Here is a 20507-nt window from a genome sequence, read left to right as displayed (position 1 = left end):
CGGGAATTCCGCGCCGCGGAGGCGGGTTGCCGGGATACGTGACGACCTTCGACACCGCGTTCCAGGTGCTCGCCGTGGACCAGGACGACCCGCGCGTGGCGCCGTTGCTGGCGGAGCTGGCGCACGAGTACTCCAGCCGCTACGGCGGCACGTTCGAAGCGATGCACGAGGACCTGCGCGGCTACCCGCGTGAGCGGTTCGCGCCGCCCCACGGCGCGCTGCTGCTGGTGCTGGAGCACGGCGAACCCGTGGCGGGCGGCGCTTTCCAGCGGTACGACGAGCGCACCGCCGAGCTGAAGCGCATCTGGACGCATTCGGCGCATCGCCGCCGGGGCCTGGCGCGGCGCGTGGTGGCGGAGCTGGAACGCGAGGCCGCCGCCCGCGGCTACGAGCGCGTGTACCTCACCACCGGTCCGCGCCAGCCCGAGGCGAAGGCCCTGTACCTCGCGGCGGGCTACACCCCGCTGTTCGACGTCACCGCCGATCCCGAGACCATCGGGCCGCTGGCGTTCGAGAAGGCGCTTCAGTGATTTAGGTACGCGGACAACGCCGCTGACGCCCGCAGCCGCCGCAGGCTGCGGCGCTGCAGTTCCTGTTCGCGCTTGCCCAGCTCGGCCCGCACTCGCTCGGGGCGGCCGCCGGGGTCGAGCTCGCCCAGCACCGCCTGCACGACCGAGAACGGGTAACCACCGCGCCGCAGCAACGCGACCACCTCGGCCTTCCGCAGTTCCGCCTGCCCGTACACCCGGTAGCCCGTGCCGGACTCGCGGTCCGGCTTCAGCAGGCCGCGTTGCTCCCACAGCCGCAGCACCGGTGTGCGCACCCCGACCACCTCGGCGACCTCGCCGATCCGCAGCGGCCGCCGCGGCAGGGACCGGGCCGGCGCCCGGCCGATCTCGTCGAACGCGCCGACGACCCTGGCGATGTCGGCGCGTTCCCGGTGGAGTTCCGCGTGGCTCGCGTCCACGGTGGCCAGCACCGTCGTCAGGTCACCCGCGTGCACCGCCCGCATGATCGTCCGCGTGCGCTCCCAGCCGTGCCCGTCCGCCAGCTGCCGCACGATGAGCAGCGCCTCGGCGTGGGTGTCGGTGAACACGCGGTAGCCGCTGGTGGTGCGCTCGACCGGCGGCAGCACCCCGAGATCGACGTAGTTGCGGACCTGCTGCACCGAGATCCCGGCCATCCTGGCCAGGTCCGTGATGCGGAGCTTCGCCACCGGCCCAGCCTAGCGCTTGATCACCGGTTTGAGACTTTCGCCGACCGCGCCTCCTGTTGATCAACGAAAGCCTCAAGCGGGGTGAAGGAAGCCGGTCAGGTCACGAGCCCGCGCCGGAGCTCGGCCATCAGCACCAGCGCGGGCCGCGACAACGGGCGGGTCGCCGAGGTGGCGAGCGTGACGTTCCAGGCCAGCTGCTCGCCCGCGATCGGCACCACGACGAGTTCGGCGTTGTCGCGCGCGACGCTGTCGGGGACGAAGCCGAGCACGTGGCCCTGCCGGATCAACGCGACCGCGGTGGCGTAGTCGGGCACCTCCAGCGGCACCTGCCTGCTCAGCCCGCGCCGGTCGAAGGCGAGGTCCACGAGGTCCCGCGTGCCCCAGCCGTCGGGGAACTCGGCGAACGTCTCGTCGGCGAGGTCCTCCAGGCGCACCTCGCCGGCATGCGCGAGCCGGTGGTCCGGACCGCACACGAGCTGCAGGACCTCCGTCGTCAGCGTCTCGGTCACGAGGCCGGGCGGCGGGCGCCGGGGGAACGACGCGAGAGCCACGTCGATGGTCCCGTCGAGCAGCGCGTGCACGTGACCCCGCGAACCGGCGGGGGAGAACTGGACGCGGACCCGCACCGCCGGGTGCGCCCGGTGGAACCGGCCGAGCACGCCCGCCACGTCGACGCCCGGCGTCGTCAGCATGCTGCCGAGCACGATCGAGCCGTGCAGCTCACCGTGCTGCGCCTGCACCGCGTCGTGGGCCGCGCGGGCGGCGGCCAGTGCGGCGCGGGCGCTGGGCAGCATCGCCGCCCCGGCGTCGGACAGCCGGACGTGCCTGCTGTCCCGGACGAACAGCGGCGCGCCGACCTCCCGTTCCAGCGCGCGGATCGCGGTGGAGACCCCGGACTGCACGACGCGCAGCCGCCGGGACGCCTTGGTGAAGCTCAGTTCCTCCGCGACCGCGACGAAGTAGGCGAGCTGACGCAGCTCCATGTCAACAATCTAGACGAGAGATAGCAGCATGCACAAACATTCGTTGGACGTGATCGATCGGCGGAGGGAAAGTGGGTAACGGGGAAGAACGGGGACAAGAAAGGACCTTCCGGTGACCACATCCGGCACCTACACGAGCCTGCCCGCCGTCGCGGTCGGCGGCTCCCGGCCGCACGGCCGCGGTTTCTGGCTCGTGGCCTACACCTTCGCGGTGATGATGGCGTTCTCGGCGGCGCCCGCTCCGCTGTACGTGCTCTACCAGGCCAAGGAGGGCTTCGGCTCCTTCACGGTCACACTGATCTTCGCGGCGTACGCCGTGGGCGTGCTCGCGAGTCTCTTCCTCGCCGGGCACATCTCCGACTGGGTCGGCCGGCGGCGCGTGCTGGTGCCCGCGGTGCTCGTCAACATCCTCGCGGGGGTGGTGTTCCTGGCGTGGACTTCGGTGCCGGCGCTGCTCGTCGCGCGGTTCGTGTCGGGGATCAGCATCGGCATGCTCACCGCGACGGCGACCGCGCACCTGACCGAGCTGCACCTCGCCGCGCGGCCCGACGCGTCGCGCTCCCGCGCGGACCTCGTCGGCACGGCGGCGAACCTCGGCGGCATCGGGCTCGGCCCGCTCATCGCGGGCCTGCTGGCCCAGTACGTCGGTGACCCGCTGCACGTGCCGTACCTCGTGTTCCAGGGTCTGATGCTGCTCGGGGTCCTCGCGCTGACGCTCGTGCCGGAGACCGTCGAACCGTCGCGCGTGAAGTACCGCCCGCAGCGGGTTTCGGTGCCGCGCGAGGCCCGCGGCCGGTACTTCGCCGCCGGTGCGGCGGCGCTGGTGCAGTTCGCGGTGTTCGGCCTGTTCACCTCGCTCGCGCCCGCGTTCCTGGCGAACGTGCTGCACCAGCACTCGCACGCGCTGGCCGGGGTCGCGTCGTTCGCGGTGTTCGCCGCCGCGGCGGTCGCCCAGACCGTGTTGTCCAGGGCCGGGCTGCGGAACCAGCTCCGCTACGGCCTCGGCGCGCTCGTGCTCGGCGTCGTGCTCGTGACCGTCGCGGTGCAGCTGCCGAGCCTCGCGTTGTTCCTCGTCGGCGGGGTGCTCGCGGGCGGCGGTGCCGGTGCGGGCTTCAAGGCGGCCGTCAGCATCGTGCTGTCGGTGGCGCCGCCCGAGGGCCGCGGCGAGGCGCTCGCCGGGCTGTTCCTCGCCGCCTACGTCGGGCTCGTCGTGCCCGTGCTGGGGCTCGGCCTGGCCACGCAGCTGGTGTCGGTGCAGAGCGCGCTGACCGGGTTCGCCGTGGTGCTGCTGGTGATCCTCGCGCTGGTCAGCCGCCGCCTGTTCACCGCGGCGCGCTGAATCAGCTCACCGGCGCCGCGGGGCTGACGGCCAGCAGGAAGTCCAGCGCTGCCTGCGAAGGCGAGCCTGGCTCCGCCGTGTAGGCGACGAGCTGCTGGTCCGGCTGGGTGTCGACGGAGAACTGCTGGACGTCGAGCGTGATCGGGCCCGCGACCGGGTGCAGGTACGTCTTCACCAGCTCACGGGGACCGCGCACCTGGTGGCTCGCCCACCAGGTGCGGAAGTCCGCGTCCCGCACGCTCAGTTCGCCGATCAGCGCGGCCAGCGCCTTGTCGCCGGGGTTGCGCCCGGCCTCCATCCGCAGCACGGCGACGCACTCGCGCGCGGCACGCGGCCAGTCCGCGTAGAGGGCGCGGTAGGGCTCGTCGAGGAACGTCAGCCGGATCAGGTTCCGCTCGCTCGGCGGCAGTGCGCCGAAGTCGGTCAGCAACGCGGCCGCCCCGCGGTTCCAGGCCAGCACGTCCATCCGGCGGTTGAGGATCATGGCGGGGATGTCCCGCATGCCGTCGAGCAGCTGCCGCAGCTGCCGGTCGACCTTCGGCCTGCCCGGCTGCCGGGCGGGCGCGGCGGGCACGGCCTCGGCGACGGTGAACAGGTAGGCGCGCTCGTCCGGGGCGAGCTGGAGGGCGTCGGCGAGCGCGTCGAGCACCGGGCCGGACACCCGCCGCGTGCGGCCCTGCTCCAGCCGGACGATGTAGTCGACGCTGATGTGCGCGAGCTGCGCCAGCTCCTCCCGCCGCAGGCCCGGCACCCGGCGGAGCCTGCCGTCGTCGGGGAAGCCCGCGCGGGCCGGGTCGAGCGCGGCACGGCGGGCGCGGAGGAAGTCGCCCAGCTCGGTGGTCTCCATGCCTCCAGTGTCCACATCGGGCGAACCACGTGCCTGGTACCGGCTTGCCTAGGCAGTTCTCTCACTGGTACCGGCTTCCGGCGGGGACGAGCGTGGGTGACATGAAAACGGACGTCACCTTCCCCAGCAACGGTCTTCGGCTCACCGCCCACCTCCACACCCCGGACACCGGAACCGGTCCGTGGCCCGCGCTCGTGGTCGGGCACCCCGGCACGGGCGTCAAGGAACAGGCTTCGGGGCTGTACGCGCGCCGGATGGCCGAGCAGGGCTTCGTCACCCTCGCCTACGACGCGGCCTACCAGGGCGAGAGCGAAGGCGAGCCGCGAGGCCTGGAAGACCCGGCACAACGGGTCGAGGACTTCAAGGCCGCGGTCTCCTTCCTCACCACCCGTGAGGAGGTCGATCCCGAGCGCATCGGTGTGCTGGGCATCTGCGCCTCGGGTGGCTACTCGATGGCGGCCGCGGCCGGGGACCACCGCATCAAGGCCGTGGGCACCGTCAGTCCCGTGGACGTCGCCCGCCAGTTCCGCCTCGGCGCCGACGGCACCCAGGACCCGGCCGTGTTCCAGGGCATGCTCGACGCCGCGGCCGCGGCCCGCACCGCCGAGGCTCGCGGCGAGGGCCCGCAGACCTTCCAGCTGTTCCCCGACACCGTCGAGCAGGCCCGCGAACTGGGCGGGCAGCACGGTGTCGAGGGGTTCGAGTACTACTGCACGGCCCGCGCGCAGCACCCGCGTTCGGCGAAGCTGCTGCCGTGGTCGAGTGTGGACCGCCTGGCGTTCTTCGACGCCTTCCGTTTCGTCGGGCTGATCGCCCCGCGCCCGCTGCTGCTGGTCGTCGGCCGGGAGGCGGTGACCTCCTGGATGGCGGTGGAGGCGTTCCAGGGGGCGCGCGGGCCGAAGGAGCTGCACTGGATCGACGGCGCGAGCCACGTCGACCTGTACGACCGGGAGCCGCACGTCGGTGCCGCGGTCGAGAAGCTGACGAGCTTCTACCGGGCGCACCTGGGCTGAGGTCGCGCGCTCACCGCTTCGCGAGCCAGGTCCGCACCCGCTCGGCGGCGATCGTCGCGGGGGCGTGCGCGCCCAGCGTGTCCCGCAGCCCGTCGGCGGAGGTGTTGATCATTTCCCACGCCCACTCGGTCTGCTCGTCGAACTGGTCGAGCAGACCGAGTGCGTGGGCGAGCTGGGCGGTGGCGGTCAGCGCGGCCGGGTGCTCGTGGCCGTACCGCCGGGTCACCTCCTCCTGCCACGCCAGCGCCCGCTCGAACAACTCGATCCGCTCGTCCACGCGGTCGTCGTCGAGCCGGATCTCGCCGAGGCTCCCTGGCGGCCGGTCCACGGGCTCGGCAAGCGCCTCGCTCAGCGTGGCCGTCGTGGAGCCCAGTGCGGACCGCAGCGCCTCCTCCGTCGCGAAGTGGTCCGGTCCCTGCGCCTCGACCCGGATGAAGTAGGCCTCCCTCAACAGATCCTCGGGATCGTCCCGCACCGTCGCGAGGTTGGCCAGCGCGCTCGCGGTGTCCGCGGTCCGGCCCAGGACCCGCCGCCGGCCCTGGCACACCTGCTCGAACAGCACCCGTGCGAGCTCGACCCGCCCGAGGTCCAGTTCCCCGATCGCCATCGTGTTGAGCGCGTCGAACGTGCGGGGGTGGTCCTCGCCGTGCACGCGCAGGCTGTAGGCGTACGCGAGCCGGCGCAGCCGGGCGCTCAGCCCGAAGCGGCCCGACCGGCCCACGGCGATCGCGTGGTTCATCAACGCCTCCACGGTGTCGCCGGAGAACCGCGCCTTCCGCCGCCGTGCCCGGTAGACGCGGGCGGTGAGCGCGCTCGCCGTTTCGGCGTCGCCCTGGTCGAGGTGGGTGATCGCCAGGTTGTTCAGCGCGGTGAGCGTGTCGGGGTGCTCGGCGCCGAGCCGCGCCTCCAGCAGTGCGTGTGCCTCCTGCTTGAGCCGCAACGCTTTCTCGTGGTCGCCGTGCAGGCCGTGGCCCACGCCGAGCGCCACCAGCGCGGCCACCGTCGTCTCGTGGTCCTCGCCCAGCACCTCGCGGCAGGCGTCGTACAGGCGGGTGCTCGTCTCCAGCAGCGCGAGGCTGTCACCGAGCTCCGCCTGGACGCGCGCGGCTTCGTTGCACAGGTGCCATTCGCCGGGATCCCGCAACGACTCCGCCAGCGCGTCCACGTGGGGCAGCAGACCTACGGAGTCCACAAAGGACTTATCGGGGTCCCGGCCGGCGAGCAGTTCCGCCGCCGCGGCGGTGATCGCCGCCTCCCGCAGCGCGTGCCGTCGGGCGCGGTCGGTGTCGGTGAAGCGCAAGGCCCTGCTCACCAACGGCGGCACCAGCCAGCCGCATCCCGTGTCGTCGGCGAGGTTCGACGCGGTGACCGAGCCGATCGCCTCGTCGGCCCCGGGGACGACAGCGGTCACCAGGGACCGCGGCAACGGGGCGGCACCGGCGAGGCTCGCCAGGCGGATCAGGTCCCTGCCCGGCTCCGGCAGGGCGTCGATGGCGGTGAGCAGGGTCGTCGCGATGTCGCCCGCGTGGTCGGTCCCGATGCGCCTGCGCACGTCCTCCCGCACGGCGAGGGCGACCTCGTCGCGGTTTCGCAGTGTCTCGGCCAGCTCGGTGAACGACGAGAACTCCGCGCGTCCGGCGAGCCCCGCGGCGACCGCCAGCGCCAGCGGGTAGCGGCCCAGGGCCGCGGTGATGCCGACGGCGGCGGCGTACTCGCGCCGGTCGGCCCGCAGGAGGTCCAGCCGGTGCTCACCACCCGTGCGGGCTCCGGCGGGCCAGCGGCTGGTGAGCAGCGTCAGCGCGGCGAGCGGGTCGAGCGGTCCGAGGCGGAAGTCGTGCTGTGCGCGGACGAACTCGCCGAGTTCCGCGTCACCGATCAGCAGCGTCCGGCCGCCCGGAGTGGGCGCGAGCACCTCCATGCCGGGGCGGACGTCGTCCACGATCCACAGGTACGGCTCCGCGCCCGGCGGGGTCCACTGTGGATCGCGCGCGCCGTGGAAGTGGATCTCGGCGTAGTCGCCGCCGAACTGCCGGGCGAACGCCCGCGCGAGCGTCGTCTTGCCCTGCCCCGGAAGCCCGGTGAGCGTCACGACGCTCGACTCGGCCCGCAACGCCTCGTGCAGGTCCCACAACTCCAGCTCGCGGCCGCACAGCTGCGGACCGGGTGGCGGCGGACGGGGGAACCACCGTGGCGCGGGGAGGTCCGGTGCGTCGCCCAGGAGCCGGTCGTCTTCGGCCCGCAGTGCGGCGACGTGCGCGGCGATCCCGTCGGCCGTCGTGCCGATCTCCTGGTCCGGCGCGGGCAGCCGCCACGCCTTGAGCGGCTGCGGGCGGACATCGGCCGGCGGGACCTCCGACAGCACGCTGAGCACGCGGGCGCGCCCCGGTCCCAGCCGGTGGGCCCTCGACAGCGCGAAGTGCAGCTCCTGGCGGCAGTACTCGCTGGTGAGGAACGGCGGCGTGGTCAGCGCGACCAGGGTGCGGGAGGCCCGCAGCGCGGCGTCGATCCTCGTCTCGATGTGGTCGTGGTCCCGCATCCCGGTCTCGTCGCGGAACACCGCGAGCCCGCGTTCTTCGAGAGCCCGCTGCAGCAGGACGGCCGTGGGGCGGGCCTCCCACACGTAGCAGAGGAAGACGTCGTGCATGGGGCCCAGTCCAGCAGCACCGCGGCGCGCGGCGCCAGAACTGTCATGTTTGTGTCCGGTTCTCGACGATTCTTTTTCGTGCCCCGTCCGGCATCGTGGAAAGCGTGGACCGGGAAAACGAGCTGTGCCAGGTGCATCTGGCGGGAGAACGCCGTGCTTCGTTCTTCGCGGCGGCGTTGAGCGAGGCCGCCGAGGCGTTCGACCTCGACCTGCACGGGCTGGAGGCGGCCGACGTGGTCCGGGTCCTCGCCGAACGGCTGCCGGAGGACGTGCTGTGGGCCGTCGACGGCGAATGCCCGGTACCGACCGCGGGCCTGCGGGTACTCGCCGTCCGGCACGACGTCCCGGCACCCGCCGCCGACCCGCGCGACCGGGGTTACGCCGCGCGCATCGTGCTCGGCGCCGCGTCGGTCCTCGCCCCGGCGCCGATCTCGGCCGACGTGCTCGTGCCCGCCGTGTCCGGGGCGCTCGGCTCACGCGCGCCGGTGCTGGCCGCCGAGGCGCTCGCCGAGCTGGAGGCCCACGGTTTCCTGCTTCCGCTGGATGAAACGGGCACCGCCCGGCGGCTGTGGCGGTTGCCGTCACCGGTGGCGGAGGTGGTGCGGAAGCGCCTCGACGCCACCACCTTCGACGTGCTCGCGAACCGGGCCGCGACCGCACTCGCCCGGCTGCTGACCACCCCCGCGCCACTGGACGTGTACCGGCACGCGCTCGCCGTGGCCGCGCACCCGGCCGTGCCCGCCGAGCAGAGGTCGGCGCTCGTGCGGGCCGCCGCCGCGGGGTTCGAACGGCGCGGGGACTTCGCCGCGGCGCGCGACACGTGGCTCACACTCGACGAACCGGACGCGCTCCTCGCGGCGGCCCGGCTCGCCCTCGTCGTCGGGGACACCGCCGCCGCCGTGCGGGAAACGGCCCCGCTCATCCAGGCCGCGAGACGGGACCGCGACGTCCGCACCGAGCACCGCGCCCGGTTCGTCGCCGCCGTCGCCCACGACCTGCGCGGCGAGTACGCCCGCGCGGACAAGGTCTTCCACACGCACCCCCTCGTTGCCGCGCAGGGGCCCGAACCGGTGTGGCTCGGGGACGACGAGCGGCGGCGGATGCGGCTCGCGCGGGTGCGGGCGCTGCGGGTGCGCGGGGAGCACCGGCACGCCCGCGTGCTGCTCGACGCCGTGCTGCCGGACATCCGGCGTGCCCAGCCCTACGGCAGCCACCGGGGTCCGTGGCCGGTGGCGATGCTGGAGCACGCGCGGTTGCTCCGGCACGCCGGGGACCTGGCGGGGGCCAGGGAGGTGGCGGACCGGCTCGTCGAGCTGTTCGGCCGGGCGGGGTGGGGGCGCCACCGCCTGGCACGGGCCGCGGTGGCGGTGCTCGCCGAGGGGGAGCACGAGCCGGAGCCGGTCCGCCGCGCGGTCGCCGAGTCGGCCGCGTGGTACGGGCACGACGCTCCGCAGACGCTCGAACTCCGCGTCGTGGAGGCGAAAGTGCTGCGGGACCACGGCGAGCACGCCGAGGCGCTCGCGGTGCTCGCCGACGCCGAGGTACGGGCGAGCACCGCGCTCGGGCAGGAGCACCCGGTCACGCTGGCCGTGCGCCGCCAGGCCGGGGTGGTGCGCATGGCGGCGGGGGACTGGGCCGGAGCGGCGCGGGTGTTCGAGGCACTCGTGCCCGGCCAGGAACGCACGCTCGGCGCCACCCACCCCGACGTCCGGCTCACCCGGCTGGACCTGGGCATCTGCCTGGCCCGGTCGGAACGCGGCCGGTGGGCCAGGCCACTGCTGCGGGAGGCGGCGGCCGCGTCCGACGGGCAGTCCGCCCCGTGGCCGCGCTGGATCCGCGCGGCGCGGGCGCGGACCGTGCTGGCGGAGCTGCCCGGCCCGGTGGCCCGGCTGTTCCCGCGGTGAGGGCTCAGGCGGGCTGCCACCCGATGCCGTACGAGCGCGCCGGGAGCAGGCCTTCGAAGTCGGCGTGCACCTCGGTGCCGTCGAGGGAAAGCGGTTTCCGGGCCGGCAGCGGGTCGTCGGCGTCCTTGGACAGCTCACCGTCGATGCGCCACAGCCGCGCCGGTGGCGGCACCCGGTCGAACCGGATGTTGAGGCGGAACCGCTCGCACGGGAACTCCGGCGTGCAGCAGTAGAACGGGAGGATCCTCGGCACCCGCATGCGGACGAAAAACTCGTGCCGGTCGCCCGCCGCGAGCACGCGGGGCGGCCGCAGCTGGAACGCCACGCGCGTCGAGGACACCATGCGCGTGCTGTGGACCTCTCCGCCCCGTAGCACCTCGATACCCAGTTCCCCCAGGTCGACCGGCCCGGACACACCCGGCGCGCGGCCCAGCGAGATGCTGTGCTCGATCTCCTCCAGATCGGCCACGTGGCTGACGATCTCGCGCGTCTCGAACACCTCCGCGCCCGGCCCGTCGGGGATCAGGCTGACCGCCAGCGCCGTGGTGTGCCAGGGCACGACCGGCTCCGGCGCCTCCGGGGGCGGGCGCGTCGCGGCCAGTTCCGCGACGAGGTACACGACGTCGTCGGCACGGCGCTGCATCGTCCGCATGTCCCGGTCGACGACCTGGCCGAGCTGGGCGAGCCGCGCCGTGTAACGCAGCCCGGCGGTGGTGCCGAAGCCGAAGACCGCGCGAGCCGTGGCGCGGTGGGCCTCGGGCAGGCGTTCGACGAGATCCGCCAGCGTCCGCACGATCTTGTCGCGCACCCGGCCGGGCGGATCGGTGTCGAGCACCCCGCAGGCGCGCCGCAACGGCGCCCCGGCGACGTCCGGCAGCGAACGCGCCTGGATTCCCGGTCCTTTGCGGACCCTTTTCAGTTCCGCCACCAGCGCCTCGATCTCCCCGTTCGCGTTCAGGTTCAACGACTCACCCCTGCCTCGGCCTCGTCGACCGACGAGTCTACCCACGACCGTCGCGGAAAAGCAGCCCCTCCGCCGCGTTTCCCAGTGCCCGGAAACGATGCCGTTCACGCCCGGTTTCCGCGGTTTCCAAAAATGAGGAAACCGGAAACCCCTGTTTTTCCCCGCTTTCGCGGATTCACGATGGACGAGCCGGAGCGAATTCCGGCGGAAATCCGCGGAGAAAGGGGTGAGTACCCATGCACACGCACTTCGTCATCGTCGTCCTGGACGTGCTGAGCACGCTGCTCGGCTGATCGACGCAGCTCCGGCCGGGTGGGAATCCCCCGGCCGGAGCTGGAGTTCCCGCGCCGAACGAGGGAGAATGCGACCATGACCGAACTCGGCCAGGAATTGCGCAGGCGGCGGCTTTCGGCCGGGTTGTCACTGGCCGCGCTCGCGGCCACCGCGCATTTCACCAAAGGTTATCTGAGCAAGGTCGAAACCGGTCGTGTGCGTGTCAACCGCGGTGTCGCCGAGGCCTATGACAAGGCACTCGGGGCGGGCGGGGAACTGGCCGCGCTCGTGCCGGTGCGGCCACCGGGGCGCGAGGGCCCCGGCATCGCGGGGCTGCCCGCGGGAACCCGGCATTTCCTCGGCCGGGAATCGGAACTGGCGGCACTTTCGACGGCACTGGTGGAATCCGACGACGTGCGGGTCTGCGTGGTGCACGGAATGGCGGGCGCGGGCAAGACCGCGCTGGCGGTCGCCGCCGCCCGCGCGGCGGAACGGGACTTTCCGGACGGTTCCGTTTTCCTCGACCTCCGTGGCCACACGCCGGGGGCGTCCCCGCTGTCCGCCGAGGAGGCGCTGCGGCAACTGCTGCGGTTGTTCGAGGTGCCCGCCGAGGAGGTACCCACCGGGCTCGACGCCCGCGCCAACCTGTTCCGCGGCCGGCTGCGGGGCCGGAAGGTGCTGCTGGTGCTCGACAACGCCCGCAGCGCGGCGCAGATCGCCCCGCTGCTGCCGGGGGAGCCGGCCTGCCGGGTGCTCGTGACCAGCCGGAACCGCCTGTCCGCGCTGGACGACGCCTGGCACCAGGAGGCCGGGTTGCTGGACCCCGGAGACGCGGTCGCGGTGCTGCGTGCCGTCGGCGGGGTGCCCGCGGACGAGGTGGCGGCGGAGGTCGCCGCACTGTGCGGGCGGCTGCCGCTGGCTCTCCGGATCGCCGGTGCCCGGCTCGCCGCGGGCGGCTGGACGCCGGAGCGGCTGCGGCGCCGGCTGGCAGGCGAACACACGCGGCTGGCCGCGCTCGACGACGGGGAACGCGGTGTGGCGGCGGCGTTCGCGGTGTCGTACGAGGGGCTGCCCGAGGAGCAGCGGCGGTTGTTCGGGCTGCTCGCGGTCCACCCGGCCGCCCCCGCCGAGGCGGCGGCCCTCGAAGCCCTCGCTGGCGCCGGACCGGGGGAGCTCGACCACCTGCTCGACCGGCTGCACGACGCCCACCTGGTCACGCTCGCGCCGGAGGGCCTGGTCGGTCTGCACGACCTCGTGCGGGCCTTCGCGCTCCGGCACGCGCGGCCGGGGACGGAGGACCGGCGTGCGGCGGTGGGGCGGCTGACGGAGTACGCGACGGCGCGGGTGCTCGCCGCCGACGAGGCGGCCGAGCCCGACCGCTACCGGCCGCCGGTGGACTGCGAGCGGGCGGCGCCCTTTCCGGATGCCGACACGGCGCTGGCGTGGCTGCGGGAGCAGTGGCCGGTGCTGGCGGGGGTCGTCGAACTGGCGGGGGAGTACGGGCTGCACCGGCGCTGCGCGCAGCTGGCGTTGCTGCTGCGGGCGTTCTTCTTCCGGGAGAAGCTGTTCGAGCCGTGGTTGCGAACGCACCGGGTGGCGCTCGAGGTGGCGGCGGACGACGCGACCGCGGGCATGCTGCTGAACAACCTCGGGATGGCGCACGTCGAGCGCGGGGAGCTGGCGGAGGCCGCCGACTGCCACCGGCGGGCGCGTGAGCGGTGCCTCGCCGCGGGGGACGAACGTGGCGCGGTGGACGCGTTGTCCAGCCTGGCGTGGGTGCGGCTCTACCAGGGGGAGGTGGAGGAGGCGCTGCGGGGGCTGGAGGAGACGCTGTCGGTGTACCGGGCGGCCGGGCGCATGCGGAACGTGGAGATCGCGATGCGTGGCCGCGCGCTCGCGCTGACGGAGCTGCGGCGCTTCGCGGAGGCGGCCGAGCAGGCGGCGGAGGCGCGGAGCCTGGCGCGGCGGCCGCCGGACGTGCTGATGGCGGTGAACTGCCAGGCGTGGATCGCGTTCCGCCGCGGCGAGCACGAGGCCGCCGAGCGCCTGTACACGGAGGCTGCGGAGCTCGCCGACCTGGCGGACAGCCGGTACGAGCGGGCCAGGGCGCTCACCGGGCTGGGCAACACCGCCCGCGCCCGCGGTGATGCCGCCGCGGCGGCGCGCTGGTGGGCCGCGGCGGATGGCCTGCGGGTGGACCTGCCGCCGGTCGTGCTGGGGGAGGCGCGGGTCCGGGCGGGGTGACGGCGCCGGGGGCACGGTGGGGCGGGTGGGCCGCGGGGTGCCCGGCCGGGTTGGCTCGCGGGCGGTGGCCTGTTCGCCGGGCGGGCGTTGGTGAGCGTGGTGCCCGACCGGGGGTGGCTCGCGAGCGGCGGCCGGGCGAGTGGGCGGCCTCACCGGCCGGTCACGGGCGGCCGGGTGAGTGGTGGTGGCCTGTGCGCCGCGGGCGTTGGTGAGCGTGGTGCCCGACCGGGGGTGGCTCGCGGGCGGCGGCCGGGCGAGTAAGTGGCCTCACCGGCCGGTCACGGGCGGCCGGGTGAGTGGTGGTGGCCTGTGCGCCTGGTGGCGCGGACGGTGAGCGTGGTTGCTGCGGGAGCCCACCGGGCCGGTCACGGGTGGCCAGGCGGGCGGTGGGTGGCCGGTTCGGCCGGCGGGCGGGCGGTGAGCGCGGGTTGCGGCGGGTGACCCCACCTGGCCGGGCCCGGGTGGCGTGGGGCCCGACGCGCGGCCGGGGCGAACTCGGCGGAGGTGAATGCAGGCAGTGCCTGCCCGGTAGCTGCGGTCCGCCGGTGCCGCGGCGGCGGCCGCGGGTTGCCCCTGGTCTTTCTCGGGTGCTGAGCGGTCGCCGGTGGCGCGGCCGGTGAGCGCGGGTTGCCTCAGGTGGCGGGATGCCAGAGGGGTGGCAGGGGCGCCCTCGGCAGGGCAAACCCCGGCGGGTGCCTAACCGTGGAGCCCGGCCGAGCCGGTCACAGGTACGCCAGCCGGGCGCGCCGGCACCGGCACTCGCGTGTCAGTGCATCCGCGGCCGGGGTGGTGGCTGCTGCCGCCGGGCGGGCGGCGGGGGTGCACCGGCCGGTGCGCGCCGGGGCGGGGGAGGCGGCTGGCGGCGGGCCACCGGCGGCTGCTGCTGCGGCGGACGGCGGGCCGCGGGCGGGCGGTTCGCCGCGGGGGCGCGGTTCTGGACCGGCGCGCGGCGGGGCGGCGGGGGCGTGGGCTCACGCCGGTGGATCCACACCTCCAGCGCGACGATGGCCAGCGCGAGCACGGCGAAAGCCACCGCGCCCGGCAGGAAGCCGCTCACCCCGCACAGGCCGGCGAGGCCCAGCGCGGGGATGATGGCGCACAGGCTGAACGGGTCGATCCGCGACAGGGAGTAACGGGACCTCGACTGGCCCATGGCGCTCCTCCCCGTTCCGACCGGCGATCAACGGCGAAAGTGTACCCGGCTGGGCGAACGGGCCGGGCGGATCCTGCCCGTCATGACGCTCGCCACAGTGAAGCCCCCGCGGCGGGCCGGCGTTTGCGGGCCGCCGCGAGTGGTAGCCCGTGGCCGTTCGAACAGGAGCGAAGGGTGGGCAGCGATGACCGACAACGACCCGACCACGCCGGGGCTCGCCGTGCCGGACACCACCGATCCGGAGGAGTTCGCCGAGGAGGCCGGGGTCGACCCCACCCCGCAGGAGGTCGACCAGTACCTCGAGCTGGCGGAGGAACGCCCCGCCCTGGTCGGCCCCGGACGAGAGCTGAAGGAGGTTCCCATGGCTTCGACCCTGACCCGCGAGCGGCTGCGCGAATGCCTGAACGACCTCGACTTCCCCGCGGACAAGGACAAATTGGTCCAGACCGCCGAGCGCAAGGGGGACGGCGAGGCCGTGCGCGCGCTGCGGGCGATCCCGCCCGCGGACTACGCGAACCTGACCGAGGTGTTCGGCTCGGTGGAATTCGCCGACGACGGCACGGTTCCCGAGTCCGAAAAGTACCGGGCGCACGGGAATTCCGTGCCAGGACTGGCCGAATCGTCGACCGACACCGGGCCCGGCAACCCGATCGCCGACGAGCTCGGGGAGAACCGGGGCAGCTGAGCACCGGGGTTTGCCGCCGGGAAATCTTGGTATTCCCCCGCCATGAGATCTTCCGGCCCGCTGTCCGTCGCGATCATCGGCCTCGGGCCGCGGGGATTGTCCGTGCTGGAACGGCTCATCCTCCGGTTGCGGGCCCGCGGCGGCACGCCGGTGACGATCTGGGCGGTGGACCCCGTCGAGCACGGATCCGGGCGGGTGTGGCGGTCGGGCCAGCCGGAGTGGCTCGCGGCGAACGCGACCGCGGGCGAGCTGACCGCGCACTCCCCGGACAACCCGCTGCTGCCGGGGGACGAGCCGTACTCGCTGGCCGAATGGTCGGCGAACCAGCTGGCGCCGGACGAGTACCCGAGCCGCGCCCGCTACGGCACCTACCTGCACGAGTTCTTCCAGCGGCTGTGCCGCCTGGCCCCCGAAGGCGTGTGCGTCCGGCCGATACTGGGCCGCGCGATCGGGTTGTTCCGCGCCGCACAGGGGCTGCGGCTGCGCATCGACGACGGCGGCCCCGATCTGCACGTCGACAAAGCGGTATTGACCACCGGGCACAGCGCGCTCGAACCGGACGAGACGGAACTGGCCTTCCGCCGCCACGCCGACCGCCACGGGCTGCGCTGCCTCGGCCCGGGGATCGCCGCCGAACTGCCGCTGGACGAGATCCCGGCGGGCGGCACGGTGGCGGTGCGCGGGCTGGGCCTGACGTTCTACGACGTCGTGCGTTCCCTGACCACCGGCCGCGGCGGCCGGTTCGAGCGGGACGCCGACCGCACCCTGCGCTACCACGCGAGCGGCCGTGAGCCACACATCGTCGCGGGTTCCCGCAGCGGGCTGCCTTTCCTCGCCCGTGCCCAGGTGCACCGGCCGGAGCTGGCGCCGAACCCCGTGCTGCTGACCGAGGAGCGCGTCGCGGCGCTGCGGGCGCGGGCGACCGCCGAGCGCGGCAGCCCCAAGCTCGACTTCGCCGCCGAGGTCGAACCGCTGCTGTGGGCGGAGGTCGAGCACGCTTACTACCGCTGCACGCTGCGCCTGCGTGACGGCCACGGTGCGGTGGAGGCGTTCACGGAGGCCTTCGGCGCCACGGCGGACGACGCGGGCGAGCTCGACCCCCGCCGCAAGGGGAAGGTGCTGGCGGCATTCGGGCTCGGTGACGTGCCGCCATTGCGCCCCGAGCTGCTGGCGCGGCCCTTCGCGGGCCGGACCTTCGGCAGCCCCGTGGAGTTCCGCGCCGAGCTGCGGCGGCTGCTCGCCGAGGACGTGGAGACCTCGAAGCTGGGCCCGGAGGGCAGCCCGGTCAAGGCGGCGCTGGAGATGATGCGGACGCTGCGTCCCGCGCTGCCCGGCATCGTCGACTTCGGCGGCCTGCTGCCCAAGTCCCAGGAGGACTTCCTCACCCGCTTCGCGCCCGCGAACTTCCTGCTGTCGGCGGGACCGCCGGTCGAGCACGTCGAGCAGCTGGTGTCCCTTGTGGACGCCGGACTGGTCGAAGTGGCCGGTCCCCGCGCGCAGTTCTCCTGCGGGGACGGCTGTTTCGCCGTCGAGTCGCCGGACGTCGCGGGCTCGCGGCGGGAGGCGAGGGTGCTGCTGGATGCCCGGGCGCCCGCGCCGGACCTGAGCCGCGACCGTGATCCGCTGCTGCGGCAGCTGCTCGCCGACGGGATGATCAGCGAATACGTCAACGTCGACCCGGCGACGGGGGAGCGGTTCGCCACCGGTGGGCTCGCGGTGACGGACTCGCCGTTCCACGTGCTCGACGCGCGTGGCGAAGCCGATCCGGACCTGTACGCGCTGGGTGTCGTCACCCAGAACACCCGCTGGTTCACCCAGGTCGGCACCGGCCGCCCCGGGCAGGACAGCCCGTTCCGCCGCGACGCCGACGCGATCGCGCAGGACGTTCTGGGGGAGGCCGCATGAGCGAGCGCACGTTCGGCGTCGAGGAGGAGTTCCTGCTCGTCGACGCGGAGGGCAGACCCGCGGCGGCGGCACCGGCCGTGCTCCGGGGCTCGCCCGAGGAACTGCAGCCGGAACTGGTCACGTGCCAGGTCGAGTCGGTCACGCCGGTCTGCGGTGACGTCGACGAGCTGCTCGGCTGCCTGCGGGACCAGCGGAGGCAACTGGTCGAGGGCGCCGCGGAGAAGGGGCTGCGCCTCCTCGCCACCGGGACACCACCGGTGGAGGACACCGCGCGGCTGACGCCGGGTGCCCGCTACCGGCGGATCGCCGACCACTTCCGCGGCCTGATGGACAGCGTCAACGTGTGCGGCTGCCACATCCACGTCGGGGTGCCGGACCGGGAAACCGGGATCGGCGTACTCAACCACCTGCGGCCGTGGCTGCCCGTGCTGCTCGCGCTGAGCGCGAACTCGCCGTTCGCGGAAGGTGCCGACACCGGCTACGCGAGCTGGCGCTACCTGGCGATGTCCCGCTGGCCCTCGGGTGGGCCGCCGCCCTTCGCCGAGTCGGCGGAGCACTACGAGTCGCTCGTCGGGGACATGGCGCAGTCGGGCGCGGTGCTCGACCCGGCGAACCTGTACTGGGACATCCGACTGTCGCCGCGGCACCCGACGGTCGAGGTGCGGGTGTGCGACGTCGCCCCCACCGCCGAGGAGGCCGCGTTGCTCGCGGTGCTCGTGGACGGCCTGGCGGCGACCGCCCGCGCGCGGCTCGACAGCGGCGAGACCGCCGAACCGGTGTCGCAGGACGTCCTGCGCGCCGACCTGTGGCGCGCCGCGCGGGACGGGCTCGCGGGCCAGTGCGTCGATCCGCGGACGCGGAGCCTGCGCCCGGCGGGCGAGACGCTGCTCGGGCTGCTCGACGAGGTCCGGCCGCAGTTGCAGGACGGCGCGAAGGAGTTCGCCGAGCAGACGCTCGCCGACGTGCTGGCCCGCGGCGGAGGTGCGGCTAGGCAGCGGGACGTGCTCGCGCGGAACGGCGATTTCGCCGAAGTGGTCGCGTTCCTCGCGGGGCAGACGAAGGCGTAACCGCCGCGAGGCCGGGTATGCCGGGAGCGTCCCATCCGCGAGACGACAGGGAGCACACCATGGCGACCGGAGAGACCGGTTTCGACGACGTCAGCTTCGACCTCATCTCGGTGCAGTACCACTCGCTCAAGGCCGGGCACGACTACGGCCAGTACGTCCGCGACGCGGAGAACGCCGGGCGCCAGGACATCGCCGACTTCTTCCGCCGCGTGATGGAGGAGGACTCGGCGCGGGCCAAGCAGTGCCACGAGTTCCTCAAGGACCTGTCGGGCACCTCGGAGTCCGGCCCGGCGGTCAGCTGATGTTCCGGCACACCAAGCGCCTGCAGTTCGAGGCGAAACCCGAGCGGCCGGACCCGGTGTTCGCGCACAAGCTGCAGGAGCTCATCGGCGGGGCGTACGGCGAGCTGTCCGTGACGTGGCAGTACCTGTTCCAGGGGTGGAACTGCCGCATCGAGGGCAAGTACAAGGACCTCATCATGGACACCGCCACCGAGGAGATCGGGCACGTCGAGATGCTCGCGACGATGGTGGCGCGGCTGCTGGAAGGCGCCCCGGCCACGGCGACCGCGGAGGCGGTCAAGGACCCGGTCATGGCGGCGGTCATCGGCGGGATGGACCCGCAGCAGGCCATCGTCGCTGGTGGGGGTGCGTTGCCCGCGGACTCCAACGGTTATCCGTGGAACGGCAAGTTCATCGTGGCCAGCGGTAACCTGCTGGCCGATTTCCGGGCCAACGCCGCGGCGGAGGCGCAGGGGCGGTTGCAGACCGCGCGGTTGTACAACATGACCGACGACCCCGGCGTCAAGGAGATGCTGAAGTTCAACCTGGCGCGCGACACGGTGCACCAGAAGCAGTGGCTGCGGGCGATCGAGGAACTCGAAGCGGACGGCCTGGAAACCGATGTGGCGCCGAGTGCCCTGTTCGACGAGGAGAACCAGGAGCACAACCACACGATCTGGCACCTGTCCGACGGTCCCCACGGGCCCGAGGGCGGGTGGACCCGCGAGCTGGAGTACCTGATGGAGCCCCAGCCGCTGGGTGGTCCCGCGTCGGCCCCGGCACCCGACCCGGCGCTGTTCGCGACGTACGCGCCCGCGACGTCCGCGACCGCGGCGCCGGAGATCGCCGAGGGTGACGTGCAGACGTTCTACAGCGAGCGTGACGGCCGCTGGAAGAACCAGGTCGAGGGCAACAAGCGGGCGTCCAGTGCGAGTGACACGAAGGCCGAGGCGCAGCGGGAAGGCCGGCGTCTGGCCAAGGACCGCGGGGTGACGCACGTCGTGCGCAAGAAGGACGGCGAGATCGCCGAGACGCACGACTACTCGTGACACGGGGTCCGGCAGGGTGACCTGCCGGACCTCTGTCCACGTCCTGCCAGGCGAAGAGCACGATGCCGCCGCCGGGGCCCCGGTCTGGATCGAGCGGGACATCTCGGCCCCGCAGCTCACTGATATGTCCACATCGGACTCACTCGCCGCGATCACCGTCGCGGCGACCTCGTGCGCGGCCGCACCACCAGAGCGGGCCCCGTGCGCACCGCGTCGGCCAACTCCTTCTCGCCCGGGCGAATACCGGGACGCCAGAGCTGTTGACTTCCGATCACTGACATCTAACATGTCAGTTGTGCTCGAACCCGTCCGCCGTCCCCTCCTGCGGGAGACCGCCCACCGGCTCATCCGCGAGGCCATCGTCCGCGGTGAGCTGCCGCCGGGCAGTGTCGTGCGCGATGCCGAGCTGGCGGAGCGGCTCGGCCTGTCGCGGGCCCCGGTCCGTGACGCGCTCGCCCGGCTGGCCGACGAGGGCCTGGTGCGGGCGAAACCGCAGAGCCACACGCGCGTCACCCCGATCGACGCGGGTGAGGTGCGGGACGCGGCGGCGGTGGTGCGGGCGATGCACGAGCTGGCCGCCCGCACCGGCGTGCCCCAGCTGACCGCCGAGCACCTCGCGACGATGACCGAGGCGAACCAGCGGTTCGACGCCGCGGTGCGCGCGGGTGACGCCGACGAGGCGATGCGGGCGGACGACGAGCTGCACGACGTGCTCATCACGGCCTGCGGGAACCGGGCGGTGGCCGCGACGATCGACCGGTACACGCCGCTGATCCGCAGGCTGGAGCGGCTGCGGTTCAGCGTGCCCGCCGCGCGGGAGTCGGTGGCGCGGCACGAACGGCTCATCGAAGCCTGCCGGGGTGCGGACGTCGAGGCGGCGGTCCGCGTCACGGCGGAGATCTGGCACGAGCTGGAAGAGCTCGCCGACTGAAACGGAGTC

17 protein-coding genes and 1 pseudogene are annotated in these 20507 nt (G+C 73.8%); 12 read left to right on the top strand and 6 right to left on the bottom strand.

Features of this window, described 5'->3' with window-relative positions; genetic code table 11:
* Positions 1–38 precede the first annotated feature (38 nt).
* On the top strand, positions 39–530 hold the full coding sequence (locus BMZ92_RS20010) for a GNAT family N-acetyltransferase (RefSeq protein ID WP_218153504.1): 492 nt from the start codon (positions 39–41) through the stop codon (positions 528–530).
* Here the strand turns inward: BMZ92_RS20010 and BMZ92_RS20005 are convergent.
* A complete protein-coding gene (locus BMZ92_RS20005) occupies positions 524–1216 on the bottom strand; it encodes a MerR family transcriptional regulator (RefSeq protein WP_218153503.1) in 693 nt (230 codons plus the stop codon). The genes BMZ92_RS20010 and BMZ92_RS20005 overlap by 7 nt on opposite strands.
* Positions 1217–1311: 95 nt before the next feature.
* Entirely contained in the window at positions 1312–2199 is an 888-nt protein-coding gene (locus BMZ92_RS20000; protein WP_091509795.1) for a LysR family transcriptional regulator, read from the bottom strand.
* 112 nt (positions 2200–2311) lie between these two features.
* Here BMZ92_RS20000 and BMZ92_RS19995 point away from each other — a divergent pair, with 112 nt between their 5' ends.
* The gene (locus BMZ92_RS19995; protein WP_245783149.1) at positions 2312–3538 is read left to right on the top strand and encodes an MFS transporter; all 1227 of its coding nucleotides are present in this window, start codon (positions 2312–2314) and stop codon (positions 3536–3538) included.
* Between the two features lies 1 nt (position 3539).
* Here BMZ92_RS19995 and BMZ92_RS19990 read toward each other — a convergent pair whose 3' ends face one another.
* Positions 3540–4385 (bottom strand): helix-turn-helix transcriptional regulator, encoded by an 846-nt coding sequence (locus BMZ92_RS19990; protein ID WP_091509793.1) that lies wholly within the window; start codon positions 4383–4385, stop codon positions 3540–3542.
* Positions 4386–4486: 101 nt separating this feature from the next.
* Between BMZ92_RS19990 and BMZ92_RS19985 the strand changes: the two genes are divergently transcribed.
* Entirely contained in the window at positions 4487–5398 is a 912-nt protein-coding gene (locus BMZ92_RS19985) for an alpha/beta hydrolase (RefSeq protein WP_091509791.1), read from the top strand.
* A gap of 10 nt (positions 5399–5408) precedes the next feature.
* On the opposite strand, the gene BMZ92_RS19980 is transcribed toward BMZ92_RS19985, so the two are convergent.
* Complete coding sequence (locus BMZ92_RS19980) at positions 5409–8042, bottom strand: tetratricopeptide repeat protein (protein WP_091509788.1); 2634 nt, start codon at positions 8040–8042, stop codon at positions 5409–5411.
* A gap of 104 nt (positions 8043–8146) precedes the next feature.
* On the opposite strand from BMZ92_RS19980, the gene BMZ92_RS19975 reads away from it, so the two are divergent.
* The gene (locus tag BMZ92_RS19975; protein ID WP_091509785.1) at positions 8147–9946 is read left to right on the top strand and encodes a tetratricopeptide repeat protein; all 1800 of its coding nucleotides are present in this window, start codon (positions 8147–8149) and stop codon (positions 9944–9946) included.
* A gap of 4 nt (positions 9947–9950) precedes the next feature.
* On the opposite strand, the gene BMZ92_RS19970 is transcribed toward BMZ92_RS19975, so the two are convergent.
* Positions 9951–10910 carry a hypothetical protein gene (locus BMZ92_RS19970; RefSeq protein ID WP_091509783.1) on the bottom strand — a complete coding sequence of 320 codons (960 nt, stop codon included), beginning with the start codon at positions 10908–10910 and terminating at the stop codon, positions 9951–9953.
* 369 nt (positions 10911–11279) lie between these two features.
* Between BMZ92_RS19970 and BMZ92_RS19965 the strand changes: the two genes are divergently transcribed.
* Complete coding sequence (locus BMZ92_RS19965; protein ID WP_091509781.1) at positions 11280–13427, top strand: tetratricopeptide repeat protein; 2148 nt, start codon at positions 11280–11282, stop codon at positions 13425–13427.
* 766 nt (positions 13428–14193) lie between these two features.
* Here BMZ92_RS19965 and BMZ92_RS19960 read toward each other — a convergent pair.
* Positions 14194–14580 carry a hypothetical protein gene (locus tag BMZ92_RS19960; protein ID WP_091509778.1) on the bottom strand — a complete coding sequence of 129 codons (387 nt, stop codon included), beginning with the start codon at positions 14578–14580 and terminating at the stop codon, positions 14194–14196.
* A gap of 184 nt (positions 14581–14764) precedes the next feature.
* Here BMZ92_RS19960 and BMZ92_RS38215 point away from each other — a divergent pair, with 184 nt between their 5' ends.
* From BMZ92_RS38215 to BMZ92_RS19930, 7 genes and pseudogenes are all read left to right on the top strand, one after another.
* Positions 14765–15265 (top strand): DUF2795 domain-containing protein, encoded by a 501-nt coding sequence (locus BMZ92_RS38215; RefSeq protein ID WP_245783148.1) that lies wholly within the window; start codon positions 14765–14767, stop codon positions 15263–15265.
* 42 nt (positions 15266–15307) lie between these two features.
* Complete coding sequence (locus tag BMZ92_RS19950) at positions 15308–17170, top strand: FAD/NAD(P)-binding protein (RefSeq protein ID WP_091509773.1); 1863 nt, start codon at positions 15308–15310, stop codon at positions 17168–17170.
* Positions 17167–18237 (top strand): carboxylate-amine ligase, encoded by a 1071-nt coding sequence (locus tag BMZ92_RS19945; protein WP_091509771.1) that lies wholly within the window; start codon positions 17167–17169, stop codon positions 18235–18237. Before BMZ92_RS19950 ends, BMZ92_RS19945 begins: the two co-directional genes overlap by 4 nt.
* A gap of 59 nt (positions 18238–18296) precedes the next feature.
* Positions 18297–18539, top strand: a complete 243-nt coding sequence (locus tag BMZ92_RS19940; RefSeq protein ID WP_091509769.1) for an acyl carrier protein — start codon at positions 18297–18299, stop codon at positions 18537–18539.
* Positions 18539–19345, top strand: a pseudogene (locus tag BMZ92_RS19935) (manganese catalase); the annotation flags it as partial. The gene BMZ92_RS19940 and the pseudogene BMZ92_RS19935, both read left to right, overlap by 1 nt.
* Positions 19346–19375: 30 nt before the next feature.
* Entirely contained in the window at positions 19376–19567 is a 192-nt protein-coding gene (locus BMZ92_RS38210; RefSeq protein ID WP_245783154.1) for a DUF2188 domain-containing protein, read from the top strand.
* Between the two features lie 286 nt (positions 19568–19853).
* A complete protein-coding gene (locus BMZ92_RS19930; protein WP_091509764.1) occupies positions 19854–20498 on the top strand; it encodes a GntR family transcriptional regulator in 645 nt (214 codons plus the stop codon).
* The last annotated feature ends 9 nt before the right edge of the window (positions 20499–20507 follow it).

Source organism: Amycolatopsis sacchari, from assembly GCF_900114035.1.
Lineage (GTDB): Bacteria > Actinomycetota > Actinomycetes > Mycobacteriales > Pseudonocardiaceae > Amycolatopsis_E > Amycolatopsis_E sacchari.
This window is presented reverse-complemented; position numbering and strand designations above follow the sequence as displayed.